The sequence below is a fragment of the Halobacteriovorax sp. ZH5_bin.2 genome (assembly GCF_043196375.1).
Classification (GTDB): Bacteria; Bdellovibrionota; Bacteriovoracia; order Bacteriovoracales; family Bacteriovoracaceae; genus Halobacteriovorax_A.
Map to the genome: position 1 here is coordinate 909,298 of NZ_JBEBMJ010000001.1, position 25,211 is coordinate 934,508.

The window sequence follows — 25,211 nt, forward strand, 5'->3', positions numbered from 1 at the left end:
AATGAAGTTTCTCCACACAATGGTTCGTGTAAGTAACCTAGATGAAAGTATGGACTTCTATTGTAATAAACTAGGACTCAGAGAAGTTCACCGTATTGAAAGTGAAGCTGGGAAATTCTCTCTTGTGTACTTAAGTGCACCCGAAGATGAAGAGAAGGCAGTAGTAGAACAAGCTCCAATGATTGAACTAACTTATAATTGGCCTGATGAAAATGGCAACACTGAAAAGTTGCCAGTAAGCAGTCGTAATTGGGGCCATTTAGCATTTCGTGTAGATGACATCTATGAGACTTGCCAGAAGCTTATGGATCAAGGTGTGACTATTAATCGTCCACCAAGAGATGGCTATATGGCCTTTTTAAAATCACCCGATGATATCTCTATTGAACTACTTCAAAAAGGTGAGCCTCTTTCTCCTGCCGCTCCTTGGAAGGATATGGAAAATACAGGTTCTTGGTAAAATTCATAATGATAGACGCTGCTATATTTCTAACTTAAAATAGAAATATGGCAGCAGAAATTAGTAATGATAGTCGCAATCTAAAGTATTATTTTTCCTTTATCGTTTTAGGTGTCCTTACGGGGATAGCTTCTTCTGTCTTTTTACACCTACTAAAATTAGTTACAACTCTTCGATTCAAATATAGTTATCTTATTTATTTTCTACCAATTGCGATGGTTACAGTTAATTTTTGTTATAAGAAATGGTCTCCGATCAGTGAGAAGGGAAATAATCTTATTATTGATGAAGTCCATCATCCTAAAAGAGATATTCCGCTAATCATGATACCCCTGATTCTCTTTTCGACGTTAATCTCTCACTTATTTGGTGCAAGTGTTGGGCGAGAGGGAAGTGCTGTGCAGATGGGGGGAGCAATTGGAAACTATTTAGCAAAACTATTTAATCATTCAAAAAGAAAGAGAGCGGTTCTTTTAATGGCAGGATGTGGGGCCGGATTTGGTTCTGCTATTGGTGCTCCTTTTGCTGGCGCTATCTTTGGGATTGAAGCAATTTACTTAAACGCTAGGATAAAGATATCGACTTTTCTTGAATGCCTAATTGCTTCTTATATTGGTTTTTACACGACTCACTTACTCTATGCCCCTCACTCGACATATATTCAAATTACTCAATTAGAGTTTTCATGGAGGCTCGTTCTTTATGCACTTATTGCAGGTGCCGGCTTTGGCCTAGTTGCAAGACTCTTTGTCCTTTCTATAGAGAAGTCAAAAGATAAAATTAAATCATTTGGTAGGCCACTGCTTATAACATTTCTTGGCTGTCTTATTTTATTATTTTTTTACTATGCACTTAATGACTTCTATAAGCAGCGTTACACTGGGCTGGGTATTGAAGTTATTCAACAGGCCCTTGTAGAAATAGTATCCATTAAAGATTTTATTTTAAAATTTATTCTTACAGCAATTTCTCTCGTTTCAGGAATCAAAGGGGGAGAGTTCACTCCACTTGTTTATATCGGAACAACAATGGGCTCTTGGATGTCGTCGATTGTTTCAATCAACCCTAACTTTCTTGCGGCCCTTGGTTTTTGTGTTGTCTTTGGTAGTGCTTCTAATACACCCCTTGCATGTATTGCCATGGGGGCAGAAATCTTTGGATTTGAGTTACTGCCTTATCTTTCTATTGCGATGATTATCGGACAAATCGTTTCGGGTAAAGAGACAATTTATTCAGCACAGATTGTTAAGAAATTTAAATAGTTGACTAAAGTGCTTTTCTAACTAAATCTGGCAAGTTAATTTTTTTTTCTTCACAGAGTGTTTTTTTAATTTCTATAATAACTTGTTTATATTTATTTATGTACTTTCAGGGAGGAAAGAGATGAGAAAATCAACGCTAATGATTGCTCTTTTTGCTGCAATCTTTTCAATTCAATCTTATTCATGTGATATTCACGGAAAAACAGGAATCATGCCAGAAAATGATCTATACCGTGGTGTTGATGCACTAACAGGTAATGGAATGACTGAAGAGTTATTCAATATCATTATTGATCGTGCAAACGAAGTTTATGCACCAGTTGTTGAAACTGAGGGTGCTACTCTTAAGTTTCACCGTAAATGGGAAGATGGAACAGTAAATGCTTACGCTAACCAAGGTGGAGGTGTTTGGAATGTTCACATGTTTGGTGGTCTTGCTCGTCACGAGCTAGTAACACCAGATGGGTTTGCACTTGTTGTATGTCACGAACTAGGTCACCACCTAGCAGGCGCTCCAAAGATCAAAAGATTTTGGATTCCATCATGGGCATCAAACGAAGGTCAGTCTGATTACTGGGCATCACTTAAGTGTTTCAGAAGAATCTTCCAAGATGATGACAACGCACGCATTGTTTCAAAAATGGATATCGATCCAGAAGTTGAGTCAAAGTGTAACGCTGTATGGTCTGATTCAAATGAAAATGCTCTATGTAAGAGAATGGCGCAAGCTGCAAAAGGTCTAGCGACTCTTCTTAACTCAGGTCGTTCAGTATCTTTTACAACTCCAGATATGTCAGTTGTTAGAAAAACTGATGATAAGCACCCAGCTGGCCAGTGTCGTCTAGATACTTACTTCCAAGGTGCACTATGTGACAAAGACCTAAATGATGACGTATCTAAAACAGATGCTCTAGCAGGTACTTGTAACAGAATTGATGACTATGAAACTGGTATTAGACCACTATGTTGGTATAAGCCAAAAAGAATGTAATTAAATCAAATTATCGATAAAAGAAAGGCAGGTTTTAAACCTGCCTTTTTTATTTCTATTGATTGATGACGTCTTGAATTGCTTCGATCTTTCCATCGATTTGATAATGGTTATCGAGCCCTAAAATTCTTAGAATGAGAGGGAAGATGTGAATATTCTCTTTTGAATCAGCTATATAATTCTTCTTAAAGTCAGGTCCCTGAGCATAGAAAATTCCATGCATATCCATATCGCTGAACTGGTCCCAACCATGAGTTGCCTTTGGATAACTAAAGTCTGAGGCGGCAATCCACCAGCCTGACTTGGCGATACACGCAATTGATCCAACACGAATATTATGTCTAAAGTTAAGGTTTTTTGGAGTATTATCTTTGTTATAACATTTAAAGTTTTGGGCCTTAGCATTTAGTGCCACAATATCTTTTTCAACATCTCGACCCTTGGCCTTTAGATAGAATTGAGTAATTGGGCCAGCGCCATAAACTCGGTAATCCTCTTTTAACTGCATGAGATCATCATCTTTTAAGATAATTTCTTTCTTCTTCTCATCGACATTCTTCATTCCATGATCAGAGACAATGATAATATTTAAATTTGGTGCAAGCTTAGTTGCTTGAGTGATAAACTTCTCTAATGTTGCATCTACCTTTGCAATGGCCTCTTTAACTTCTTTTGACTCTGTCCCATGATGATGGCCTGCTGAGTCTACATCAGGAAAGTAGAGAGTCATAAAGTATGGCCTTTCTTTTGGAGGCAGCTTTAGCCAGTCTAAAACTTGGTCAACACGATCCTGGTGTGGCATCGAGTGAATATAATCATACCAATATGAAGGCCTGATACCTGAGATATCAGCTTCTGAGCCAGGCCAAAAGAGTGTTGCTGTCTTTAGGCCTTGCTCCTCTGCTGCGACCCAAATCGTAGGAGAGAGGTAGAAGTTCTTATTTCTAACGGCCTTGCGATCCTTAAGTGAGTAACTCTGCTCAAGGTCTGGTGCGTAGAAGTGATTTGCCACAATTCCATGATTCATTGGATAGCGACCTGTCGCAATTGATAAGTGATTTGGAAAAGTTTTTGTAGGGTATGAAGGAATAAGACTCTTAAGTTGAGTTCCTTCATTTGAAAATTTTGATAAGAATTTTGGTTGATACTGCTTTGTGTAATCGTAGCGGTAGCCATCTAGTGAGATCAGAAGAACTGGATTGATATTTTGTAGTTCTTCAACAGAAGCTGTGTTCTGATTTGATCGCTCAATGTGATAACTATTCTTATATGATGAACTGTTCTTTGTACAGGCCGTGTACGAGAATAGCGATATTAATGCTAATGGTACGAGTAACTTTTTCATTGGTTAATCCCTTGTAAATCAATATTTACTTAAATTGTAAGGGATTAACCGTGTTCTTGTATATTAGGAATTAATAACAGTTATAATCATCAAAATCGATATCTGAAAATCTGAATTTTAATGTTCTAATATGCTCAAGAGGAATATCGTATTCTTGACGAAAAAGACCATCTAAATCTTTCGTAAAAATAATTCCTTCTTCAACTCTGTATTCAACTGCTTCAATTGTCATAATATTTATCTCCTTCTTCATGGAGAAATTTTAAGACAATTAACTAAAGGTGAACAAGTAAAGATTTTCTTAAGAAAAGCTCTAAAGCCCCGTTTCTTAAGGTTATCTTAAGGTTCGTTAACGGTTGAAAAGTGGGTGAGTTCCTACACCCGTATATTCACTAGTGATGTAGATACATGTCACAATAAATGATGTTACGATTACAGTTGATAGTAGGAGTGTAACATTTTCTGACATTCCTTTCTCTTCTAAATAATTTACGAGTTTGGCCTGTCCCCAGATTCCAAAAACGATCGTGATAACAAAGAGAATACCTGTCGAGACAAGTGTTAGGACGATATTTGAAATTTCAGTATAGTCACTATCTGGTGCAACATTGGCCGTTGTGTTCTTAGTGATCTTACCATTTGGAAGAATGAGTGCCCCTCCGGATGTCTTAGCATCCAGAGAGACGTTTCTTTTTACTGGGTTTGTCGGAAGGTAAAAGCGAGAGAAGGCCGGCTTATCATTTGATTGATAGGCTTCAATTGTAAACTTAATGATTACTTCTTCACCAACAACCACGCCACCATCAAAGTTCTTACTCCAGTTAATACCGAAGTCAAAGCGATTGATTTTAAAGCTACCTTCGAAGTAGATCCCATCTTTATTTGTCCAAGGATCTGTACGCTTACCTAAGTATTTAAGGCTTACAGGCACAGTCTTCGTTTTATCTTTTACCGTAAGAGCAAGCTTTGCATCTGCCTTATTATCTTTTAAAACAATGGCCTCAGCATTTTTAAATTTAATAATTGGAAAGCTTTCTGCATTAAAGAATTCGTTCTTCTTTAAATGCTGGTCTCTCTTCTTATCAAAAGTGTTGATACTTTTAACGATAATCTCACCTTGAAGGTCAGTGATCTTATTTTCATCTTTTTTAAAGTAGATCGTATAGTCATCAAATTGGCCTTCAACATCAGTTAATGCCATATACTTAATGCTAAATTTAAGCTTAGAGTGCTCTTTATTTACAATATAAGATGAGCCAAAAGTATTAAGGGAAATTATTAGAGCAAAAAAAAGGTGCCCAACAAGGCACCCTTTATAATTATTTAACAAATTTTTCATTATAGTCTTCTACACCGAGGTTAATAACTTTCATTGCAGTTTCTGCATTGTATGTTTCTGTAATTTCAACTTTAGCTTCACCTTCTTTTACAGGGATTTCCTTGTAAGTTAAGAAGTAGTGCTTAAGTTCTGCAAGTACTGGAGTTGGAACTTGATCGATATCAGTGATATGTCCAAACATTGCATCGTCTTTTAGAACAGCAATAATTTTGTCATCAATTTCACCACCATCAAGCATTCTGAAACCACCAACTGGAATACAGTTTACTAGGATGTCACCTTGAACAATATTCTTTTCAGCAAGTACACAAATATCGATTGGGTCAAGATCACCAACAATTCCTGTGCGTCCTGTTTCTTCTTGAGCAAAGTTTGCAGATTTTTCATCTGAGTATGTACGTGGGATTAGTCCATATAGTTGTGGAATAATATTTGAGAACTTCTGTGGGCGATCAACCATTAGGTAACCGCTTTCTTTATGAACTTCATATTTCACACGGTCATTTGGAGTAATTTCGATATAAGCATTAAGAACTTTCTTATCTTGATCGTCCCAAGTCTTGATACCATGCCATGGATTTGGCCTAAACATTTTTCCATATTTCTCTAAGAAATCATTAAGTTCTGAGTTAGTCATTATTAATCCTTTTTGTGAATATTTTGGCAATAACTTAGCACAAAGTGGATCGTCTAGGAAGTTTTATCAGGCCGAATAAAAAGCTGTTTTGTGGCTATTTTGAAAAGAAGCGAATGATCTCTGCAAATGCACTTCGAGGGCCATTTGCTCGTTTTTTTACATCGTTTTTGTTGAGTTCGCTAATGGCATGAGCGCTATGCGTTGTTGCGTTGAGAATACCGATTTTTGCCTCGATATCATCAAGGATTTTCTTTAAGAAGGCTTCTTCTTTTGGATCAAGTTCATCTGATCGAAAGAGAACGTTGGCCAAATGATGGAGTTGGCTTAGGTGAGCAGGGTAGTTTACTTTATGAATGAACTCATCAGGGCGATGTCTTTGAACAAGATCTTCATTAAGCAGTGCTCTGTCCTGTTCTTCAAGTTTTGCATTGAGAATGAAGTCTTGAATAAGGGCCGTTTCCTGTTCGGAAACAATATTGTCGAGGTGTGTCAGAGAAACTAGTGTTCTCCACATATTTAGGAAACTTTCGTATTTCTTTTCATCGCTTAAGCTATTCATTGAATTATCTTAGCACAGCAGCAAAATCAGGTGTTTAGGCATGATACTCTTTGCCTAGTGAACGAGAGACTATAAAGAAGGTATAATTTTAGGGACGGGCGGTAGTGTAAATTTATGAAAGTCGAAGATTACTCAAAGAAAATTACTCAAATGAATCAAGAGCAGCGTAAGCAGCTCAATCACATTCGTGAAGGCTACCAGTCTAATTTACAAAATATTCAAGATAAGAATGCTCATAAGGTTGATAATATCAAACATGAGCACGCCAAGAAGCAACAGGCGCTTATTGCAGATAATCAGGAAAAGCTTGATGAGGCCGCAAAGAAGGCCAAGCTTGCAATGACCAAGTCAAAAGAATTCTTTCGTGAAAAGAATGATCAGATTAGAGAAGACTTCCATAAAACTTCAACTGAACAAAAATCGAAATTCGATGAGAAGCTTGCCAACCTAAAGCAGGCCTATGCTGATACAATTGAACAAAGAGATACGACTTATCAGACTAACCTCGAATCACAAAATAAGAGATCACAGGAGCGCATCGATCTAAATCAAGACCGCTTTCAGGATACAATCAAGCAGCTAAGTGAGCACACGACAGAATCAAATCAGAAATTAAATGCCGACTTCGCCGCCCGCGAAAAAGCACAAGTGAGAAGAAATCGTGAGCAGTTAAATGAGCTTAAGTCACAATTTTCACTTGAGAATCGTGACCTCAAAAATGCTGCGGATAAGAGCCTTAGAAAGGTTGTTGATGAAGGTAAGAGGCGTGAGGACTTTCTAGTCGCTTCAAAAAAGAATGCCCTTGAAGAAGCAAATCAGTCTTATCTACGTCAAGTAAATGAGAAGCAGGCAGGGGTCGATCAATTGGCCCGTGAGCTTCATATGAAGACTCAAAAGTCGTTACAAGATCAAAGGCTTAGTCATGAGAAAGAGGTTTCTGATTTATTGAGAGATCAGATCAGTAAGAGAGAAGATATCAAAGGTGATCACGACCTTGATATCGCGCGCTTTAAAAGCTCTCAGTCGATGAATCAAATGGAGCAAAGAGGTGTTGAAGATAAATTTCAACAAAAGATCGATCGCCTAAAGCAGCTTAACTCTGAGATCATTAAAGACTTTGAAGATAAGCTTGTTGAAAAAGATAATGCTGTGACAAAAAGAGTTAAGGATCAGTCTCGTGAACAACAGGCCCGCATGGCCGAGTTTAAGAATGAAACAAGAGCAAATGCTGATGCTATTCAAGCTCGTTCTCAACGCCAGCACGAAATAAAAAAGTCTCAATACAATAGAAATATCACTCATGAAAAGAAAGTTGCTGAAGATAATGTTGTTCAGAAAGAAAATCAATTTCGTGAGCTAATGGATAATCAAAGAGACCACTTTAGAGATAATTTGATTCGTACAGAAGAAAAAAATCTTGAAACAGTGAAGTCTCTCCAAGACTCTTTTAGAGCAGAAAAAGAAGAGATTAATACTCGCAACCATGAGATGTATGCGGAGACTCTTAAGTCGCATCGTCAAGAGATGGATAAGAAGATTTCTGACATTCAAGCTTCTTATGAAGGTAAGTTTCAATTACAAGAAGAGCAGTTGAAGAAATCTATCGCTGATGCAGAAGAAAAGCTCTATATGCTAAGAACTTCTTCTAAGAGAAAGCAGCAATCTGAAAGTGAGTTCTTTCAAGAGCAGTCTCGAATGCAAAGAACTGAAATGAAAGAAAATATCGTCCATATCAAGGATCAGTATGAAAAGAAATTTCAAGCGCTTCGCGACGACTTTAATACTCGATTGAAAATGGTAAAGAGAGAGAATGAAGTAAAATCATCACGCATGACTCATAATCATAACCTTGAAAAACAGAAGATGACAGCGGATCACAACACAGATATGAGAAGAAAGCTTAATCTCGCTCAAAAGAAGCTAGAGAGACAAATGAGCGACTCTCAAAGACTTAGAGATCAACTTGTTTCAAGCTATGAAGAGAAGATTAAGAATTTAAAAAAACAATATGAATTGAAACAAATTGAAGAGTATAAGCAAAGTTAATGAAAATAGTTGTCCAACGAGTCTCAAGTTCCAATGTAAAAGTTAATAATGAAGTCGTTGCTCAGATTGAGAGAGGACTTCATTTGCTAGTTTGTATTGAACATGAAGACAGTCAGCAAACACTCAAGAAAGCAGCAGAGAAGATCTTGGCCTTAAGAATCTTTGCAGACGAGCAAGGACGTATGAATCGTTCTGTTGTTGATATCGAAGGAAGGATCCTCGCTGTTTCACAATTTACACTTTCATGGAATGGTAAAAAGGGGAATCGCCCAAGCTTTGATGGAAGTGCAAAACCAGAAGTTGCGAATAAGATGTTTAGTGAATTCGTTGAGATACTACAAAGCACTGTCCCTGTAGAAAAGGGAGTCTTTGGAGAAAGCATGGCCGTCGAAATTCATAACGACGGGCCAGTAACTTTTCATATTGAATTTTAATTAAGCTGTAACTTTAGACTTAGATCCTTCTTTTTCTCTTTTTTCCATTCTAACAGCTGCTTTCCAAATTCCAGCAAAGATGAAGGCAAAGATCACAAAGAAAGTCATTACGTGAAGAACTTCAAGTGTTATAGAAGATGCAACATATGCTGTATCTCTAACTGGCTCTAGCATTTCACCTTTAGGAACAATAGACGTCTTGTAAACTTTAGTGTTTTCCATGGGGTCTCCGTTTAAGTAGTCGATATTGCGTCAATATTAAACAATTTTAGAAAATTGTCCAGTTTTAACTTACTACAAATGTGAAATAGAAAACATGTTCTTTATCAGTTTTTTGTTTAGTTTCGAAATAAGTATAAATTTCATGACACTTATGCAAGTATGGACAATCTAATTTTTGTGTTTTAAATACAATTTGTTTTATTTTTCGTCATATGGAGGGGATATGAGATTTTTTACATTTGCCTTATTACTAGGGCTATTAGTTGGTTGTAAAACTGAATTTAAAGGAACACTTTCTGTTGATTCAGCAGTGGAGCTTAAGTCAAAAGACGATAGTATTTCACTTGTTAAAGGTGACTACAATGCAAAGCTAAAGTTTATTGGAAAACGAAAGCTTAAGATTAATGTTGCTGGTGAGAAGTTAACAGTTAAATTTGATGAAAAATTTAAGCTACCAAGAAATGGAGAGTTCACGCTTGATAAGGCCGATACTACTCTTAACTATGATCTACATGGAACGATTTCAACAGATATTGAACGTGGACCAATTCGTCACCGTGATGAGTTCTGTGAAATCACAATTCCAGAAGTTATCTGTAGCAGAAGAAGAGGTCAGTGTACGACAGTTTATCGTCGCTATCCAGGACGTCGTTTTGTAGAATACCGTGATGATATCATCTCTAAGGTTTTCAAAATTGATGTTGCAGATGCAGGTCAAACTTACTCGACTTTTGACGCAACTTCTAGAGATTACGATCGCGTATACCTTTATCAAGGACGCTGTGGTTTCTAATTAATCCAAATTTAAATGAATGAAAAGGCCCTCTAAGTGAGGGCCTTTTTTATGCAATACCTTTGTTGATATCATCAATTTGTTCATTGAGTGTCCAGAAGTCATAAAGAACACCAAAGAGGAAGAAGCCACCTGTTAGAAGGTAGAGAATCCCCATCACAATCTTTCCTTGATAGAATTTGTGAAAGCCAAAGACTCCTAAGAAAGTTAGAAGAATCCAAGCAATATTATAATCAAGAACACCTTCATAGTAGCGATTATCGCATTCTTCATCCATTGCAGGTATAAGAAAAAGATCAATTAGCCAGCCAATCCCTAGCAGGCCTAGTGTGAGCATCCAAATTGTACCTGAAATTGGTTTTCCATAATAGAAGCGGTGTGCACCCATAAAGCCAAATAGCCACAGTAGGTAGCCCATAACTTTACTATGAGAGTTATTTGGGAGAATACCTTGTTGATTCATTACTTATACTCCTTTAGTCCCCATGGAGGTGCCTCTCTGTCACTTAGTAAAAGCTCAAATGCATCTTCTACTTTTTCAAAGATCTCCTTGGCCTCGAAAAAATCTTCTAACTCTTCCATCTGCTCGTTTTCATCGAGAGATAGTGGTACTCCTGTGATGAAGTAATTAAGCTCGGCACCTTGGTACTTAGCATTTATCGTCAATGTATGAAATTTCATTTCATCATTTTGGTACTTGGTAAGTTTTGGGTCAGACAGAAATAAATGGTATTTATCATTGGTGTCTGGACCAATTTCTGTAGTGAAAAAATACTCAATATCGTTAAATTCGCAAGAGAACTTCATATTTTGCTCGTTGGTTTATTAGATTTAAATTTAAGTTACACTATTATTATACTAGACTTGGAGATATATGTGAAAGTTGATTATTTAAAGAACTCAAATGGAGAAAACGTGAGCGAAGAAAATAACTCGAAAGAGAGGAAAGAGCCTCGTCGCATTCTAGTATCAAGTGATAAAAAAACTCTTAATCTTACAGATAAAGATATCTTAATTGTGGCCTCAAAACTTAAGAAATATATTAAGGATAAGCATAACCTTAATACATCGGCCAATGTGATGGAGATTCTTTCTGATATCGTCCGTGTAAAGTGTGACTCTGCAGCAGAACGCGCTAAACAAGATGGACGAAAGACTCTACAAAGCAAAGATTTCTAGCGAATGAGTAAATTAGAAGAGATCGCTAGTAGAGTAGAGCTCTATTCTTCTGAGACAAAGTCATCAGTCACTTTATTTGGTGGAAGCTTTCATCCATTTCATGATGGCCATCTCGAGTGCCTTAATCAGTGCAGTGAATATGAAAACAATATTATTATCGTCCTAGACTACAGTCCCTGGAAGTCTAATGAACAGGAAGACCCATACGGTGAGTACTTAAAGATTAAAGAGGCAACAGGGGCCCGTTTTCCTATTTATACAGGCTTTTGGGCACAGAAGCTAAGAAGACCTACATATGAGTGGCTACAAGAGGTGAGATACCCTGAGTTGAATTGGTTAATGGGTGATGATACCTTCGGCTCATTTCTTAAATGGTTTGAGGTTGAAAAGGTTTGCCAGCTTCTGACAAAAATCTATGTTGTCCCTCGTGATGAGAAAATGGATGAGTATAGAGAAGTGGAAGCAAAGATTAAAGAATTTAATCCAAAGCTTGAGGTGATTTATCTAAGGCCTCATGATTTTCAAGAACTAAGTTCGACGCAAATAAGATCAAAGTAGAAATAGGAAAGGCTAAGAATAAAAGGTTAAGAATAAAAGGCTAAGAATAAAAGGCTAAGAATAAAAGGCTAAGAATAAAAAAGCTCCTTAATAAGGAGCTTTTTTTATTCTGTCGCTTGGGCTTTCCCATAGCTCCAGATACAACAAAGCCGGGCTTGAACCCGGCTTGTTGAATAGATAATTTGCCCTCTTCGAGGGGAGCTAGCATCGCGTCCAATAGGTTGCCTTTGGGCAACCAATGCCGCGAGTGCTTACTTAACTTTCCAGTAGTACTCAATAACTAGCTGAGAGTTGAATTCAAATGGTACATCTGATTCAAGAGGAGCTGCAACCATAGTTGCTTTCTTCTTATCTGTACCTTCAACATTGTAACAAGCTGGAACTGCTGCGAAACGTGGAGTTTCTTGAGTTTGCTTGTAAAGTTGGTTGTTATAACCTTTCTCAGTTAGAGAGATAACATCACCTTGGCTAACGATGAAAGATGAACGGTCAACTTTCTTTCCGTTAACTAGGATTTGTCCGTGAGAAACCATTTGAGAAGCTGCCATCATTGATGGTGCAAATCCAAGTCTGAAAACTACGTTGTTCAGTCTTGACTCAAGGTTAGATAGAAGTACTTCCATCCATGGTTTACCAGCAGTGTTCTTCTTAGCTTGCTTAACGTAAGTAACAAGTTGCTTTTCTCTTAGACCGTAGTGGAATACTAGTTTTTGTTTTTCTTTAAGACGTACGGCATAGTCAGAAATTTTCTTTCTTTTGTTACCGTGTACACCTGGTCCGTATGGACGACGTGCTAATGCACCAGCTTTTCCAAGACCTGGAAGTTCAATACCTAGTGCTCTTTGGATTTTAAAGCGTGATCTCGCTGTAGTACTCTTTGCCATTGTTGGCTCCTTTTGAATAAAAAAGATCTTAGGGACAAGGAAAAGTTACATCACATCTCAAAGGCTAGTGCCTTAGGCCCGTCAATCTTACTTAATAATTTCGGATGTAACTGAAGCTTTATAGCGAACAATGGCCACTGTTGTCAATGGGAAAGGATGTAAATATTAGATATTATAGAAGTTTCATCGTTCTGACTTAAAGATATCAAGTACTTGAAGGGTTTTGCTTCCAGGCTTCCCGTTTCCGATTGTTGTATCGTCAACTTTTACGATTGGTACAAGATATTTTGTTGATGATGTTAGAAAGCATTCGTCCGCTTCTTTTAACTCGCTTCCTGTGAAGTTTACTTCTTCAAATGGCATGCCTTGCTCTCCAAGAATGCGAATAACATTTTCCCTCGTGATGCCTTTAAGAAGTCCTGCTGCGATAGGTGGAGTTTTAAAAATGCCGTCTTTTACAATCCAGATATTACTTGTCGTGCACTCCGTAACGTTGCCGTCTTGATTGAGCATGATGGCATCAAAGTATCCTGCTTCCTTGGCCTCATTATAGGCGAGGATATTATTTAGATAATTTCCTGACTTAATATTTGGATCCATGGACTTTACTGGATTTCTAAGAGTTGAAGCAATAATGACTTCAACGCCGTCATCATACCAAGTTCTTGGATTTTCCGGAAGCTCTTTGCCGATAATGATAACATTTTGATTGCTGGCCGCTTGTGGGTCGAGTGTAATTTCACCTTCTCCACGTGTGACGACTAAACGAATATAGCACCTGTCGTGGCCAGCTTCATGAAGCTTTGTTGCAACTTCTATAATGCGTCTTTCATACTCTTTGAAACTTAACTGTAGGTGCATGTGCATCTTTAAAGCAGAGTTTTGTAGACGTTCAAGATGTTCTTTTAAAAAACCAATCTTTCCATCTCTAACCTCCGTTACTTCGTAAACAGAATCACCATAGAGAAAGCCACGATCAAGTACTGAGATTTTTGCATCAGCTTCGTGATCTAAAATCTGGCCATTAATACTTATTACTTTCATGGTAAAATTGCTTTGTATCCTTCTGGGATAATATTCCAAGCATCATTTTCAAAACGAATCTCTTTTGTCTCTTTACCCATTAGATAAATCTTCTGACCACATTGTAGCCAATCAAGTATTCCGCCAAATAGATTCGTAAATTTTGTATTTGGATTAGTTTTAGAAAGCCCGAGAATAGCTTTAGTTGAACGCGTTCCAATCGTAGAGTAGACAACGACTTCCTTACCTTGAAGCTGTGGGTAGACTTCGTGAAGCTTTGACAAAGGAATAGCTCTCTCAATATGAGAGACCTCAAATTGATAAGTATTTCGTGCATCGACGACAACAAGGCGGTTATCCTTAAGTCGAAGGCGTCTCTTTAGGTAGTCGCAGTCCACATTCTCAACACTTGGGTACTTCTTGGAAAGGGCCTGGGCCATACTGCCAATAACTTTTCTCTGATCCTTAATTCCATCCGTTCCAATACATGAACTTAGTAGAAGTATTGAGAGTACAATATATTTCATAATTTGATCCAAACCTTTGTCATTTAAACTACTTAACTATTTCAACTTATCATGCCAAATCTTTAATTATTTGACCATGAATAAAACTTAACCCATAATTTTACTATGCAGAAATTATTTAAAATCTTCATTTTTCTTTACCTTACAATCACAAGTGCTTACGGTGCGAGTCTCGGATTAGATGACACTGAAGAGCCTGTTTTTTACCTCAGAAATTCAACAGGTGAAAACTTAAATGAGCTTTTTTATAATTTAGGTGGAGATGGCTCAACAGCAGAAGCAGCTATCACTCTCTATGTACCTCTTAGTCTTGGTACAGGTGTACAAGATTTTGCTTATTATCTTGCTGACTCAAGTGGTACATCTCCTAACTTGGCCGATGAAACGTCTGATGTAGGAGGGCTCTTTCTACGAGACGTTGACTCTCTAGCTTATACAAATGAAGAGCTTTATGTCGCGTTAAAAGACAACGATAACTCAAATCCGGTTTATCGTATTGTTACTGAAATCCCAAGCTCACAAGTTGAGGCACCATTTGTAAGCTTTCTTGATATCTGCTCAACAAGTGAATTAAACTGCGCCGGAATCACAGATTCAATTGCTTCAATTAAAGACAGCATCGAGCTGGTTCTTTTCTATATGCCTAAAGACACAGACTATAGCTCTAACGAAGAAGTGGAGATTCCTGATACTGTAGGTAGAGCGATTTACTTTAAACTCGTTATTAGTGCCGCTGTCACTGATATCAGAACACGTGCAAGCTTAAATATCACAGGGACTTATGCAGGAGATGAGACTGCAGTTCTTGATTATTTTGGTGATCATGGTGGGAATGGTACTTATATTTCTCGCATCGCCCTCTATGTTAAAAATGGAGGGGGACTTGTCACTAGGACCGTTGATGATATTCGAATTATTGAAGATCAATCAAATGAAGGTAATGTTAAGGTGACAAATCTCACTAATAACGCAACTTATAGCTCTGCTATCGCGTATCTTGATCACTTTGGCTTTATTGGGCCAGGTAGTACAAGTAGTGCGGATCTGGATGTACAAACGGCAGATTATCAGCCTCAGCCAATTGAGAAGCTGCTTTCGGAAAACCAGTGTTATCTTGTAACTGCTGGCTTTCAAAGAAATCACTACGTCTTAGAATACTTTCGCGTTATTAGAGATGAGTATCTGATGAAGACAGCTCTTGGTGCTGCGTTTGTAAAACTTTACTACAGCACTGCGCCATTTTTTGTGGAAACAATCTTAAATAACGAGTCCTTGGCCTCAATGATTAAGAGATATAGCTTCTCAATGTATTTTATTTTACAAAATATCCTATTTATATTAGGATTCATGACTATAATTACGTTTTTAACGTTTAGAAGAGAATTTATCTATGCCTTACAAAGTTTTAATCGTCGATGACGAACCAGATATTCTAGAGTTACTGGCCGAGGAGCTTCAGTTTGAAGGCTATGAGACGGAGTGCGCAAATTCTGGAAATAGTGCTGTTAAGCTAATCAATAGTGGCCAAACTTTTGATGCCATTATTTCTGACTATAAGATGCCAGATGGAAATGGGAAGGTTGTTCTTGATTGCACAAATAGTAATGACAGCCAGAAGGAGAAAGTATTTTACTTTGTTTCAGGACAAGCAGATATTTCTCTGAAGGAGGCAATGAAGGAAGGGGTCACTCGTTTCTTTTACAAGCCCTTTGATCTAGATGAGCTACTGACAAGTTTAAAAAAAGATCTACAATAAAAAAGGGACCGTATTGAGTCCCTTTTTAATTTGGCTAGTTTAGGATTGTCGAATGCGTACCTCGTACGTATCGGTTTTTCCCCAGATGATCTTCCTTACTTTCTTCAAGTAGCAGATCCCAAAAACCATCCATTTCATTATATTTGGCCAGTAGCTCATACGTACGGCCAAGCCCCTGTCTCGAAAAGGCACTTCGTTGGAATTCAACATTCGTACGAAGTGATTCAAATTCGCTTTTTAATTGATTAACTGTTTCCTGTGAAAGATCACTGAACTCTTCTTGCATTAGTTCTAGGATTCTTGCAGCAAGTCTCTTAGGTCCAAAGTATGATGAAATAAACTTCACAAAGACGCTGGCATTGATTTTTCTAAGGATTGGGTTGGCCTTATCGTAAAAGGCCGCAAGAAAACACTCATCAATTTGTTGGTGTCTCACTTCATCAAGCATATGATAGTAGTGGCATTGCCAAAAGTTCCAATCGACGTCACCGGCCTTAAGGGCCTTGTTATATTTCTTAGAGATATCTAATGTTCTCTCTTCAAAGAATAGGGCAATCCAAATCCACCATAAGAAGATATTTGGAAATTTTGTGACAACTTTCATGATGAAGTTCTGCACAGGACTAAGCTTAAATATACGTAGAGGGTTCTCTTTCGAATAATTTTCAGGCTCGGCCTTCATAAGCATTCTTAGAAAGATTTCGCCGTGCTTATCTTCTTCTTCCATAAAGTGATCAATGGCCTCAGTCATTTGAGGGTTTAGCTTATAAATTCTTTTACAGCTTTTAAGGGCCGGATTTAGAAGAACGTTTTCAAACCAAATAAATTGCTCACAAATTGAAAGTCCAATTAATTGGTTGAATCTAAGTTTTTGGGCCTCTGTAAGTAAGTCATAACTTGGTAGGTAAGAGATGGTCACCATTTCATCTGGTGTCCACTTAAGCTTCTTATCAATTGGTTTAGACCAATCAAGTGCATCAACAGTGAAGGCGCGCTCGACAGATTGTTTATTAAGTTTTTCTAATTTGCTAATAAGTCTCGATTCCATCTTAGCTCCAATTATGAAAGTACTTGCTTTAGTTCTTCGTTATGATTTTTTTCTAAGTAATTAATTAAATCTTGAGTCGTTTGGCATTGTAAGAAGATTGTGACAGGTAGTTCTTCGAAATCTTCTTTTAGGCGTCCGATAAATGACATGGCATCATATGAGTCAAGGCCTAACGTGATAAAGCTTGTCTCAAGAGTCAGTGTAATTTCTTTTTCATCACTGACTTCAGCTATTGCTTCATTTAAATATTTTAAAATTTTCTCATTCATAGTGGTATCCAAGTTATCCCAATTTCTCTTTGATTAAGAAATTGAACTTAAATTTATTTTTTATGTATCGAGATACTATAAGATTAAATCGATAATTTTTCTCGATTCTTGTAATTTCTCCGGTCATGTATCTTTTTTGGGCATTTTGGCGTTTTACCTTCCCACTTGTCGTTTTCTTAAGAGTCAATTCTGGCACGATCGAGATATTGTTTTCTGAGAGGGCTATCTTTGACTTAAGTGCGTTAGCGACGTCTCTTTTTACTCTATTTCTGGCCTCTTTTGACTTCTCATTGAGCTCAATGATCAGGTGAGGTCGCTCGCTCTTATCCGTTTGGATAGAGAAAGCAACCATGCGCCCAAGCTTTACCGCTGGAACTTTGGCGGCCATAAATTCAAGGTCATTGGCAAAGATATTCACTCCGTTACAAATCAACAGGTCTTTGCTTCTTCCTGTTACGTAGAGCTTACCTTCTTTATCGAGGAACCCTAGGTCTCCTGTATTAAGCCAACCATCTTCAAGATGTGACTCTCTTCCAAAGTAATGAGTTGAAATAGATGGGCCTTTTATGTAGATTTCTCCAACTCCTTGGCCTTGATTTCTAATCTCTAGCTGAGTAGGAGAAAGGACCTTTCCACATGAAATAAACTCTTCGTTCTTAAGCGTTAGAGTTTCAAACTTAGTTCCAACGTCATGAAATGTTACAGCAAGAGTTGCCTCCGCTAGTCCATAAACAGGCATAATAGCATTTGCACTGAAGCCGTATTTTTCAAAACGTTTACTAAAGGCTTTTAATACATTTGCCTTGATAGGTTCCGCGCCACATTGAGCGAAGCGAATATGTGAAAGATCGAGTCCTTCTAATTTTTTTTCTGGAATTTTTGTCGCACAAACATAGTAGGCCGAATTTGGAATACAAAGAGCACTGCACTTCGTTTCAGATACTAAGTGAAGCCATTTGTGAGGTGCTATCACGTAATCTTGAGTGCGAATAATATGACATTCTAAATTCTTTAACAGGGCAGTTAGAAGACTTCCTATTAGTCCCATATCATGATGAAGTGGAAGCCAAGTACAAATGGAGTCAGAATCACTTAGCTTGATGCCTTGATTAATCTGGTCATTATTTGCAAGTAGGTTACTATGACTGATAACAACACCCTTAGGGGCCGAAGTTGAACCAGAAGAAAATTGAATAAAACAAGTTTCATTACTTTCTGGATTTGCAAATTGTGTTGCCATTGCAACGTCGTTAAATTTTACTATATTTGTAAAGCCCTCTGGAGAGTTCTTTGCTGCGATATACTTTGTTTGTGCTGCTGAGGCGAATTGGAATAGTAATTCTTGATAATCTTCTTTTAGCATTAAGGCGTTTGATGCCATTGGTACTGGTACATTTCCTGAAAGAATAATACCAAAGAAGTATGTTACAAAGCTTTCTTCATTTTCAAAAGAAAGGATTATATTACTACCAGTGATTTCATTTGCTTTAATTTTTGAAGCAATTGCACGGGCCTTCTCCATAAGCTCATCGATAGAAAGAGAGCTAACAAGCTTAAAGTTCTTGTAAAAGAAGAGAACCTTCTTCTCTAGATCTTTATTTGAAAGTAGCTTGTCAATTAGGTTACGCATTCAATTGACCTTCTAAGTAAGCAATGATCTCAAGTGTTTTATTAAAGATATGTGGCATGAATTCATACTCATTTACACTATGACCTACATAGTAGAATAGGACACGATTAAGTAGATACTCATTTGCACATGAAAGCATATTTTCTAATTTCTCTTCTTTCGTTAGTTCTAGTCCATCCTTAGCGAAGTAATATTCGATATCACTTTCGATCTCTCCACTTGGCGTTGTGAAACTCATGAACTCAACTAAGTCTCTGTATGGAGAATTAAAACGTGATAATTCCCAGTCATAAAAGCATGGACGTCCATTCTTGAAACAAATATTTCTTGGGTTAAAGTCATTGTGAGTTAGTGTTTTAGGGCCCTTGTTAATGATCTTTGCCCATTGTTCAACGCTGTTTAGAACTTCTTCCAATTTCGCTTCGGTCTTTGCACTAATGTAATTTTGTGCGCGAATATAAGTGATAATCGATTTCGTTAAATCCTTATCAATATTAATCTTCCCAAGATTAAGGGATGACTCTGCTACTTCTTGTGAATTTGCAAAACTCTTGTGAACTTTAGAGATGGCATCATAGATTAATTCACGAGTTGAGCTAATCCATAGCTCTAAACTTCCTTGCGTATTCATTAACTCAATTTTTGAGAAATTTAAGTTCTCAAGAAGAAGAAGGTAAGCTTCTTTCTGAGCATTCACATACGTACCGTGAAGCTCTGGCATATAGCGAGAGAAATCTTTTGAAACCATACGGTATGCTTCAATTTCTCTTACATGACATTTCGTAAATTCATTATTATGAATTGTTTTGATAAATTTTCTTCTGATATCACTATCGGCAAAACCTGCGATAGCTGCAAAGCCTGCAATCACATCAGTATCAAGAGGCTTTGATTTAAGGATGATTTTTTCTTCTTTGTTTATTTCTAATGAAGTAAAACCAAGTGACTTGTTAACTACTCGCGAAGTCGCTTCTGTGATAATCCCATTTTCAATATTGATCTTATGATCATGTTCAATCGATTCACTTTCTTGAACAAGAGTCGACTGATCAGTGAAATTTTCATTGATAAATTCTTTTGTGATATCTTTTGTCTTAAGTTGATCTTTCGGATTATTTCTTCCTAGCTTGTCGTGAGCATAAGCAAATTGTCCACCACAGATGGCCGACATCGTCGAAAGCTCTAATGATAGGGCAGCGCCTGCTATAATTTTAGCAAATCTTTCGACCTTTCCGGCACCTGAACAACCAATCGACTTCAGGCAGTCCTTATAGTGACCTAGACCTGTTCCACCACCAACAGTTCCAATAACAAGTGAAGGTAGTGTTAAGCTTACGTATAAACCTTTTTCATGTTTTTCAAAATTTAAAACGGCAGTTGAAGATTCATGAATACAGGCGAGATCCTGTCCAGTTGAAGCAAAAATGGCAGCAACAGCATTGGCAACGTTGACGTTATAGCCAGTCATTCCTTCTAAACGAGTGATAGGAAGAGATCTTAGGTATAAATTGATAAGATCAGTACTCGTAGTCTTTAAGATACGCTTTAAAACTTTTTCAGAGATCACACATTCTGCAGTTACATAAGTTCCGCGTGTCTGCATGGCAGATCCAACTGAAACTTTCTTATCACTTGATCCATTTCCTTCAAGGAAAAATTCTACGAGATTAATTTTTGAAGTAAGAAGTTCTTCTTTGATCCAAAGGCATGATTGCCAAGTACAAACCGTCGTCATATTTTGGCCAGAGGCATCAGCGCACTCATAGATAAATTTAGCGTGAACGTTACGGCCTATAAGAACTGGCTTAATCTTTTTAAGATCAGCAAAATTTGAGTACTTCTTAGTAATACTTTTAATTGTATCGAAATTATCTTCTAACCATGAGATAAATTCATCAGCATGGTCAATATCATCAAATGTAAAAACAGGAGCGCGGTACATGCGCTTTCTTAGTACCTTGGCCTTAAATCCACCACATAAGGACACAGCAAGTGCGCCGCGAGTGATAGAAGAGACTAGTGCACCTTCAGATGTTGCAATAGGGATATAAAGATCTTCTTTTTCGCCTTTTTCATTTATTTTTAATGGCCCACAAATTCCCATTGGAATCGAAATGCTTCCAGTATAAGACTCGATATTTCCCTTGAGACTTAGGCCATCTAAGTCAGTCGTTTGAATTGAGTCGAGGCTTTCTCCGCACTGGGCCTCTAAAATTGCAATACGATTTAGTCTTGCTGCCTCAGAGTAGTCAAAACGAGATGGGGCCGAAAGCTTCTGCTTTACGACTTTTGCTTCCTGGTCAGAAGCTAAATTTGTGTGTGTTTCATTGATCTTCATTGTTCAAATATAGCTTATAAAGATGAACGAGAGCGCTTGATTGAAAAATGTACTATGGCCGTCTACTGTGTAGACGGCTTATTAAGCCATTTAATATCAGTAACTTAGGCTGATATTGAATGATGTGTTAAAAGTCTTATCTTATTTGATGTGTAAAATTTAATTGTTGTAATTATTTATTATTTCATATGCAATAAAAAAGGCTGAAATAACTGCGATAGCTATAGAGACTCTATAGACCCATTCTTTTTTTATTATAGTTATATCCCTATCGAATAGGAATGCATCAATTAATATAGGTGAAAATGCAATCTGTATTGAATAATTATTAAATGATTCTAGGATAACGTCTTGAATGGTATTTGGTGATGAATGATTTGATTTTGAGAGATAGAATATTGGAACTACGAAAATTACTAAAATGCTAAAAAATGAAATTATAAATGTATTAATTTTACTTTTTAAGATATTAGGTCTTATATTTAGATCTTTCATTGAAGTTTTAAATTCACCAAAAAACATACTAGAGAAAGACATGAATATAAAGAGAACAGCCGATTGCGACAGCTTTATTAGCCCTGGTTCTCCTTGGTTCTCTGAATTGAATGGCCCGAAAAAAAATAGAGTCAAAATAAAAATGAGAAGGTAGCTATCTTGTATATGATTAAAGAACCGAACAAAGCCACAATTTCCTATTATTTCATTAAATTCATCTTGAGGATTAAGGTCATTGTTTATATTTACTAAATTCTTTGTTTTTTTATATCGATATAAATAGATAATATAGGCCGTAATATAGCCAATACTCAAATGACTAATGTTGGTTATAATAGATATTTTGAATACGTAAAATAGAGCATCAAATACAACTAAAATAATCCATATTAATAAAAAGAATATTGATTTAATGAAGAGTTGGTTTTGCATTAATATTCTTATCATATGTTAGAGCATGAATAAGTGATAGTAGCGAGTCTTCTGAGAAATATCTTTCGCAAATAGTGAAGGAAGGTTTCCGTCTCGCATTAAGCATAGATATGCCTGCTCATATTGAGATCGAACCTGAGGGATGATCTCCTTTAGAAGGTAAATGAAGCTTAGGCCCATATGACGATGATCTGGGTGAACTCCCATAGTTTTAATCAACAACTTCTTTTTGTCTGTTGATGTGGGGTCCACAAAGTTTAGGATGATACCAACAATCGAGTTATCCTCTTTTGAAATTAGAGCACGCGATGTGTGAGGGCAAATAAGAGCAGCTGCCTGAGGTCCATACTTTAGCTTGAATGTTTCAAATGAAATTGGGGAGTAGGCGATATTTTCTCCAAAGACTTGATCAGCACTTTGATAGAATCGTTCAAGATTATCTAGCCAAAATTGGCCATCAATCACTTTGAGCTCATAATTCTGAGTCATTGGTGAGTCATCGATTTCATCAAATTGTTTAGACCACTTCAAGAGCTTATCAAAGTCATTAATCTCATAAGTTACATAACTCTCAAAGACTTCACCGTTAGCACTTAATAAGTCATATAGACTTTTGTCATATGGTGGCTCCATTAAGTGATGGGGAAGGTCTTCGTTTTGTTTAAGGCGATAGCTATTATAAGTTGAAAAATTCAGGGGACCGACTATTTTGTCGATACCATGTGTAGCACGATATGCTTTTGCCGCTTTTATAAAGCTATCTGATAAACTTCCAGAACAAAAACCAAAGTAGGCTTCTTTATCGATAAGAAAGAAGATTGCGCAAGCTTCACCATCGACAAATTGTTCAATACTTGAGATTGCTTCGTTATCTTTAAAAAGAAGAAACTCTTGTTTTTGATCCTGTGTAAGTAGGTCTAAGTTAATTTGCATAAACACCTACAATTAGAGCGATATAAAGTAGGAGAGCAAAGAGTCCAAATGACTTTTCGTTCTTCTTACGTCCTTCTAGACTCGGTTTTTTAAGATATTTAAAAAGAGTTGATTGTGCAGCTGCAAAGCCTGCAATTCCCATTGCTGCTAAAATTGAACGCAGGTTTGGCATTAGCGGAATAAGGTAAAGGAAGCATCCTAGAGTTACCATATTCATTAATGTGATGATTAGAACACTACCTCCAGCTCCATAAATTTTTGTATATGAATCAAGTGTTTCAGTTTCTTCTTCTGGCCCTCTCGTCTTTCTTGTGAATTCATATGAGAAGCCCGAAGCAAATGACATGGCAAGAATTAGATAAACGTAGAATTCAAATGTTGGAACTTGCCATTTTGCCGACATGATCCAAATAATAATAAGAGGAGAAACTAACATGTGGCTAATTGAGTAGAGAGTTAAGCGTTTTTCTAGCCAAGGGCCAATAAAGAACTCCTTGGCCATTAGAACTGACCATAGGTAAACGGCTCCATAACAAATAAGAGTAAGATAGTTATTTGAGATTAAGAATGAATAAGTTAGTCCAATAATAGTAAAAATGGCCGCAATAATATCGAGGTGCCAAAGTTTAATTAGGCCTCTTTGAAGAGCACGCTCTGGGTGATTAATACAGTCAACTTTAAAGTCTTTATGTTCATCAAATACTCTTAGAACAAAGTAGTGGCCTACAACGGCAATGGCCCCTAGGATATCTAGTGGTGTGAAGTCTAGTGCTTTATCTTGTAAGAAGAGGGCCAAACGACTCATGACAAAGAAAGTAATTAGGCCAGAGATGACATTGGCCATTGGAAAGCGCTCGCTTGACCATGCTAAATATCTCTTAATAAATGAATCTTCCATTTTAATATGACTTATATCTTTGCTCATACATCCTCATCTGAATTTAATTTCTTTGTACCATTATATAATGAAAACAACTATAATTGTGACATGGCAAAATATTTTACTGACAAATTAAATTACTCACTTGCAAATGAAGATATTGAAATGGAGTCAAAAGTTTGTAGAAAACTTTCTTCAAAAAATATTGGTTCTATTTGTGGTGCCGGACCGAGAGGCTTATATCTCGTGACAAATGTTGATTCAAGACTAGACCTCTTTGATGTTTCTGGACTCCAAATTGAGTGGGCCAGGGCATATGAGAAGGCGATCCTTGCCCTTGATGAAGTTGAGTTTTTAAGAGCGTATCATGATGATTCTGGAATCTTAAAGACTATTGGTGCAAATGTTGGACTTAGTGAATACTTTGATGCCAATGAAATTGCGGCCCTTGCTGGCTCATGGGAGAAGACGTTTATTACTTTCTCAAAGCTTTGTCGTAAGATCCTTGGTCATCGAATTATTGATGCCCTTAAAAACTGTAAAACTGTTCAAGAGCAGCTCAATATTATGGATACAGTAAGCTTTAAAGTGAAGTGGACTGTTGTTCTGTCGATTGTTGGGAATAAAGCTCTAATGAATTCTCTCTTATATCGAGGGGACTTTATCAGAAAGAATATCCCCGAGAGTTATGTGAAGTTCTATCGAAGTCGCTTTGCTCGTCTATTTAAGAATAACCTTATCAAAGATAATTTCTTCTTAAGTCTATGCTTTTTTGGAGAAGTTACTTTGACAAATACGCCACTGCGATGTCGAAAGTTTTCTGAGCTAAAAAGGTGTATTGAAACAACTCAAGTCAATTATCATATTGGTGATGTTGTTGCAGAGCTTGCCAGTGGAAAGCATCAATTTGATTACTTTTCTTATTCTGATGTTCCTAGTTACTTTAATAATGAGCTAGGTCGAGACTTCATACAAAAGGCCAAAGCTTCAATTTCTATTGGTGGTGTGATTTGTGTTCGCTATTACTTACGTGTTCATTCACCAAACTTAGACGGCTTTGAAGATATAACAGCTGACTTCTCTGATCTTATTAAGAAGGAGAAAGTTGGGGTTTATGATATTAAATTTTATAAAAGAATCTCATAGAAAAAGGCCTCATTATGAGGCCTTT

29 protein-coding genes are annotated in these 25,211 nt (G+C 37.0%); 11 read left to right on the forward strand and 18 right to left on the reverse strand.

Annotated features, from left to right (window positions below):
• Position 1: 1 nt before the first annotated feature.
• The 3 genes from ABMA76_RS04515 to ABMA76_RS04525 all read left to right on the forward strand — a co-directional run bounded on the left by ABMA76_RS04515 (position 2) and on the right by ABMA76_RS04525 (position 2,713).
• Entirely contained in the window at positions 2–460 is a 459-nt protein-coding gene (locus tag ABMA76_RS04515; protein ID WP_392909415.1) for a VOC family protein, read from the forward strand.
• Between the two features lie 47 nt (positions 461–507).
• A complete protein-coding gene (locus tag ABMA76_RS04520; protein WP_392909417.1) occupies positions 508–1,722 on the forward strand; it encodes a chloride channel protein in 1,215 nt (404 codons plus the stop codon).
• A 121-nt stretch (positions 1,723–1,843) separates the two neighbouring features.
• On the forward strand, positions 1,844–2,713 hold the full coding sequence (locus ABMA76_RS04525) for a hypothetical protein (RefSeq protein WP_392909419.1): 870 nt from the start codon (positions 1,844–1,846) through the stop codon (positions 2,711–2,713).
• A 55-nt stretch (positions 2,714–2,768) separates the two neighbouring features.
• Here the strand turns inward: ABMA76_RS04525 and ABMA76_RS04530 are convergent, their stop codons facing one another.
• The 5 genes from ABMA76_RS04530 to ABMA76_RS04550 form a co-directional block, all read right to left on the reverse strand.
• Entirely contained in the window at positions 2,769–4,058 is a 1,290-nt protein-coding gene (locus ABMA76_RS04530) for an ectonucleotide pyrophosphatase/phosphodiesterase (RefSeq protein WP_393061004.1), read from the reverse strand.
• Between the two features lie 70 nt (positions 4,059–4,128).
• Positions 4,129–4,311, reverse strand: a complete 183-nt coding sequence (locus tag ABMA76_RS04535) for a hypothetical protein (protein WP_393061006.1) — start codon at positions 4,309–4,311, stop codon at positions 4,129–4,131.
• 96 nt (positions 4,312–4,407) lie between these two features.
• The gene (locus ABMA76_RS04540) at positions 4,408–5,397 is read right to left on the reverse strand and encodes a YceI family protein (RefSeq protein ID WP_393061008.1); all 990 of its coding nucleotides are present in this window, start codon (positions 5,395–5,397) and stop codon (positions 4,408–4,410) included.
• Positions 5,378–6,034 carry an inorganic pyrophosphatase gene (locus ABMA76_RS04545; RefSeq protein WP_393061010.1) on the reverse strand — a complete coding sequence of 219 codons (657 nt, stop codon included), beginning with the start codon at positions 6,032–6,034 and terminating at the stop codon, positions 5,378–5,380. Before ABMA76_RS04545 ends, ABMA76_RS04540 begins: the two co-directional genes overlap by 20 nt.
• A 94-nt stretch (positions 6,035–6,128) precedes the next feature.
• Complete coding sequence (locus ABMA76_RS04550) at positions 6,129–6,593, reverse strand: hypothetical protein (protein WP_392909425.1); 465 nt, start codon at positions 6,591–6,593, stop codon at positions 6,129–6,131.
• Positions 6,594–6,707: 114 nt separating this feature from the next.
• Here ABMA76_RS04550 and ABMA76_RS04555 point away from each other — a divergent pair, with 114 nt between their 5' ends.
• The gene (locus tag ABMA76_RS04555) at positions 6,708–8,639 is read left to right on the forward strand and encodes a hypothetical protein (protein WP_392909427.1); all 1,932 of its coding nucleotides are present in this window, start codon (positions 6,708–6,710) and stop codon (positions 8,637–8,639) included.
• Entirely contained in the window at positions 8,639–9,073 is a 435-nt protein-coding gene (gene dtd / locus ABMA76_RS04560; RefSeq protein ID WP_392909429.1) for a D-aminoacyl-tRNA deacylase, read from the forward strand. The genes ABMA76_RS04555 and dtd overlap by 1 nt, the downstream gene beginning before the upstream one ends.
• Here the strand turns inward: dtd and ABMA76_RS04565 are convergent, their stop codons facing one another.
• Positions 9,074–9,295: a hypothetical protein gene (locus ABMA76_RS04565; protein ID WP_392909431.1), complete on the reverse strand. Its 222-nt coding sequence runs from the start codon at positions 9,293–9,295 to the stop codon at positions 9,074–9,076.
• 223 nt (positions 9,296–9,518) lie between these two features.
• Between ABMA76_RS04565 and ABMA76_RS04570 the strand changes: the two genes are divergently transcribed.
• A complete protein-coding gene (locus tag ABMA76_RS04570) occupies positions 9,519–10,088 on the forward strand; it encodes a hypothetical protein (protein ID WP_392909433.1) in 570 nt (189 codons plus the stop codon).
• 49 nt (positions 10,089–10,137) lie between these two features.
• Here ABMA76_RS04570 and ABMA76_RS04575 read toward each other — a convergent pair whose 3' ends face one another.
• On the reverse strand, positions 10,138–10,551 hold the full coding sequence (locus ABMA76_RS04575) for an NINE protein (protein ID WP_392909435.1): 414 nt from the start codon (positions 10,549–10,551) through the stop codon (positions 10,138–10,140).
• Positions 10,551–10,895, reverse strand: a complete 345-nt coding sequence (locus ABMA76_RS04580) for a hypothetical protein (RefSeq protein ID WP_392909437.1) — start codon at positions 10,893–10,895, stop codon at positions 10,551–10,553. Before ABMA76_RS04580 ends, ABMA76_RS04575 begins: the two co-directional genes overlap by 1 nt.
• Positions 10,896–10,964: 69 nt before the next feature.
• On the opposite strand from ABMA76_RS04580, the gene ABMA76_RS04585 reads away from it, so the two are divergent.
• Both ABMA76_RS04585 and ABMA76_RS04590 read left to right on the forward strand, forming a co-directional pair.
• Positions 10,965–11,267, forward strand: a complete 303-nt coding sequence (locus ABMA76_RS04585; protein ID WP_392860029.1) for a hypothetical protein — start codon at positions 10,965–10,967, stop codon at positions 11,265–11,267.
• A gap of 3 nt (positions 11,268–11,270) precedes the next feature.
• Positions 11,271–11,825, forward strand: coding sequence for a hypothetical protein (locus ABMA76_RS04590; RefSeq protein ID WP_393061012.1), 555 nt, complete (start codon positions 11,271–11,273; stop codon positions 11,823–11,825).
• 251 nt (positions 11,826–12,076) lie between these two features.
• On the opposite strand, the gene rpsD is transcribed toward ABMA76_RS04590, so the two are convergent.
• The 3 genes from rpsD to ABMA76_RS04605 all read right to left on the reverse strand — a co-directional run bounded on the left by rpsD (position 12,077) and on the right by ABMA76_RS04605 (position 14,259).
• Positions 12,077–12,709, reverse strand: a complete 633-nt coding sequence (gene rpsD / locus ABMA76_RS04595; RefSeq protein WP_392909440.1) for a 30S ribosomal protein S4 — start codon at positions 12,707–12,709, stop codon at positions 12,077–12,079.
• A 183-nt stretch (positions 12,710–12,892) separates the two neighbouring features.
• Entirely contained in the window at positions 12,893–13,753 is an 861-nt protein-coding gene (locus ABMA76_RS04600) for an aminotransferase class IV (RefSeq protein ID WP_392909442.1), read from the reverse strand.
• Positions 13,750–14,259 (reverse strand): rhodanese-like domain-containing protein, encoded by a 510-nt coding sequence (locus tag ABMA76_RS04605; RefSeq protein WP_392909444.1) that lies wholly within the window; start codon positions 14,257–14,259, stop codon positions 13,750–13,752. The genes ABMA76_RS04600 and ABMA76_RS04605 overlap by 4 nt, the downstream gene beginning before the upstream one ends.
• A 105-nt stretch (positions 14,260–14,364) precedes the next feature.
• On the opposite strand from ABMA76_RS04605, the gene ABMA76_RS04610 reads away from it, so the two are divergent.
• Together ABMA76_RS04610 and ABMA76_RS04615 are read left to right on the forward strand one after the other, a co-directional pair.
• Positions 14,365–15,678: a CFI-box-CTERM domain-containing protein gene (locus tag ABMA76_RS04610; RefSeq protein ID WP_392909445.1), complete on the forward strand. Its 1,314-nt coding sequence runs from the start codon at positions 14,365–14,367 to the stop codon at positions 15,676–15,678.
• Positions 15,650–16,015: a response regulator gene (locus ABMA76_RS04615; RefSeq protein WP_392909447.1), complete on the forward strand. Its 366-nt coding sequence runs from the start codon at positions 15,650–15,652 to the stop codon at positions 16,013–16,015. The genes ABMA76_RS04610 and ABMA76_RS04615 overlap by 29 nt, the downstream gene beginning before the upstream one ends.
• 34 nt (positions 16,016–16,049) lie before the next feature.
• On the opposite strand, the gene ABMA76_RS04620 is transcribed toward ABMA76_RS04615, so the two are convergent.
• From ABMA76_RS04620 to ABMA76_RS04650, 7 genes are all read right to left on the reverse strand, one after another.
• Positions 16,050–17,063: a diiron oxygenase gene (locus ABMA76_RS04620; protein WP_392909449.1), complete on the reverse strand. Its 1,014-nt coding sequence runs from the start codon at positions 17,061–17,063 to the stop codon at positions 16,050–16,052.
• An 11-nt stretch (positions 17,064–17,074) separates the two neighbouring features.
• A complete protein-coding gene (locus ABMA76_RS04625; protein ID WP_392909451.1) occupies positions 17,075–17,332 on the reverse strand; it encodes an acyl carrier protein in 258 nt (85 codons plus the stop codon).
• Between the two features lie 13 nt (positions 17,333–17,345).
• Entirely contained in the window at positions 17,346–18,962 is a 1,617-nt protein-coding gene (locus ABMA76_RS04630; protein ID WP_392909452.1) for an AMP-binding protein, read from the reverse strand.
• Entirely contained in the window at positions 18,955–21,300 is a 2,346-nt protein-coding gene (locus tag ABMA76_RS04635; protein WP_392909454.1) for a phosphotransferase, read from the reverse strand. The genes ABMA76_RS04630 and ABMA76_RS04635 overlap by 8 nt, the downstream gene beginning before the upstream one ends.
• 159 nt (positions 21,301–21,459) lie before the next feature.
• Complete coding sequence (locus ABMA76_RS04640; RefSeq protein WP_393061014.1) at positions 21,460–22,227, reverse strand: hypothetical protein; 768 nt, start codon at positions 22,225–22,227, stop codon at positions 21,460–21,462.
• Positions 22,228–22,245: 18 nt separating this feature from the next.
• Complete coding sequence (locus ABMA76_RS04645; protein WP_392909457.1) at positions 22,246–23,160, reverse strand: hypothetical protein; 915 nt, start codon at positions 23,158–23,160, stop codon at positions 22,246–22,248.
• A complete protein-coding gene (locus ABMA76_RS04650; protein WP_392909459.1) occupies positions 23,150–24,085 on the reverse strand; it encodes a hypothetical protein in 936 nt (311 codons plus the stop codon). Before ABMA76_RS04650 ends, ABMA76_RS04645 begins: the two co-directional genes overlap by 11 nt.
• A 63-nt stretch (positions 24,086–24,148) precedes the next feature.
• Here ABMA76_RS04650 and ABMA76_RS04655 point away from each other — a divergent pair, with 63 nt between their 5' ends.
• Positions 24,149–25,186: a DUF3419 family protein gene (locus ABMA76_RS04655; RefSeq protein ID WP_392909461.1), complete on the forward strand. Its 1,038-nt coding sequence runs from the start codon at positions 24,149–24,151 to the stop codon at positions 25,184–25,186.
• The last annotated feature ends 25 nt before the right edge of the window (positions 25,187–25,211 follow it).

Coding starts and splice junctions, on each gene's coding strand:
- ABMA76_RS04515 (WP_392909415.1), top strand. CDS start 2: ATGAAGTTTCTCCACACAATGGTTCGTGTAAGTAACCTAGATGAAAGT.
- ABMA76_RS04520 (WP_392909417.1), top strand. CDS start 508: ATGGCAGCAGAAATTAGTAATGATAGTCGCAATCTAAAGTATTATTTT.
- ABMA76_RS04525 (WP_392909419.1), top strand. CDS start 1,844: ATGAGAAAATCAACGCTAATGATTGCTCTTTTTGCTGCAATCTTTTCA.
- ABMA76_RS04530 (WP_393061004.1), bottom strand. CDS start 4,058: ATGAAAAAGTTACTCGTACCATTAGCATTAATATCGCTATTCTCGTAC.
- ABMA76_RS04535 (WP_393061006.1), bottom strand. CDS start 4,311: ATGAAGAAGGAGATAAATATTATGACAATTGAAGCAGTTGAATACAGA.
- ABMA76_RS04540 (WP_393061008.1), bottom strand. CDS start 5,397: ATGAAAAATTTGTTAAATAATTATAAAGGGTGCCTTGTTGGGCACCTT.
- ABMA76_RS04545 (WP_393061010.1), bottom strand. CDS start 6,034: ATGACTAACTCAGAACTTAATGATTTCTTAGAGAAATATGGAAAAATG.
- ABMA76_RS04550 (WP_392909425.1), bottom strand. CDS start 6,593: ATGAATAGCTTAAGCGATGAAAAGAAATACGAAAGTTTCCTAAATATG.
- ABMA76_RS04555 (WP_392909427.1), top strand. CDS start 6,708: ATGAAAGTCGAAGATTACTCAAAGAAAATTACTCAAATGAATCAAGAG.
- dtd (WP_392909429.1), top strand. CDS start 8,639: ATGAAAATAGTTGTCCAACGAGTCTCAAGTTCCAATGTAAAAGTTAAT.
- ABMA76_RS04565 (WP_392909431.1), bottom strand. CDS start 9,295: ATGGAAAACACTAAAGTTTACAAGACGTCTATTGTTCCTAAAGGTGAA.
- ABMA76_RS04570 (WP_392909433.1), top strand. CDS start 9,519: ATGAGATTTTTTACATTTGCCTTATTACTAGGGCTATTAGTTGGTTGT.
- ABMA76_RS04575 (WP_392909435.1), bottom strand. CDS start 10,551: ATGAATCAACAAGGTATTCTCCCAAATAACTCTCATAGTAAAGTTATG.
- ABMA76_RS04580 (WP_392909437.1), bottom strand. CDS start 10,895: ATGAAGTTCTCTTGCGAATTTAACGATATTGAGTATTTTTTCACTACA.
- ABMA76_RS04590 (WP_393061012.1), top strand. CDS start 11,271: ATGAGTAAATTAGAAGAGATCGCTAGTAGAGTAGAGCTCTATTCTTCT.
- rpsD (WP_392909440.1), bottom strand. CDS start 12,709: ATGGCAAAGAGTACTACAGCGAGATCACGCTTTAAAATCCAAAGAGCA.
- ABMA76_RS04600 (WP_392909442.1), bottom strand. CDS start 13,753: ATGAAAGTAATAAGTATTAATGGCCAGATTTTAGATCACGAAGCTGAT.
- ABMA76_RS04605 (WP_392909444.1), bottom strand. CDS start 14,259: ATGAAATATATTGTACTCTCAATACTTCTACTAAGTTCATGTATTGGA.
- ABMA76_RS04610 (WP_392909445.1), top strand. CDS start 14,365: ATGCAGAAATTATTTAAAATCTTCATTTTTCTTTACCTTACAATCACA.
- ABMA76_RS04615 (WP_392909447.1), top strand. CDS start 15,650: ATGCCTTACAAAGTTTTAATCGTCGATGACGAACCAGATATTCTAGAG.
- ABMA76_RS04620 (WP_392909449.1), bottom strand. CDS start 17,063: ATGGAATCGAGACTTATTAGCAAATTAGAAAAACTTAATAAACAATCT.
- ABMA76_RS04625 (WP_392909451.1), bottom strand. CDS start 17,332: ATGAATGAGAAAATTTTAAAATATTTAAATGAAGCAATAGCTGAAGTC.
- ABMA76_RS04630 (WP_392909452.1), bottom strand. CDS start 18,962: ATGCGTAACCTAATTGACAAGCTACTTTCAAATAAAGATCTAGAGAAG.
- ABMA76_RS04635 (WP_392909454.1), bottom strand. CDS start 21,300: ATGAAGATCAATGAAACACACACAAATTTAGCTTCTGACCAGGAAGCA.
- ABMA76_RS04640 (WP_393061014.1), bottom strand. CDS start 22,227: ATGCAAAACCAACTCTTCATTAAATCAATATTCTTTTTATTAATATGG.
- ABMA76_RS04645 (WP_392909457.1), bottom strand. CDS start 23,160: ATGCAAATTAACTTAGACCTACTTACACAGGATCAAAAACAAGAGTTT.
- ABMA76_RS04650 (WP_392909459.1), bottom strand. CDS start 24,085: ATGAGCAAAGATATAAGTCATATTAAAATGGAAGATTCATTTATTAAG.
- ABMA76_RS04655 (WP_392909461.1), top strand. CDS start 24,149: ATGGCAAAATATTTTACTGACAAATTAAATTACTCACTTGCAAATGAA.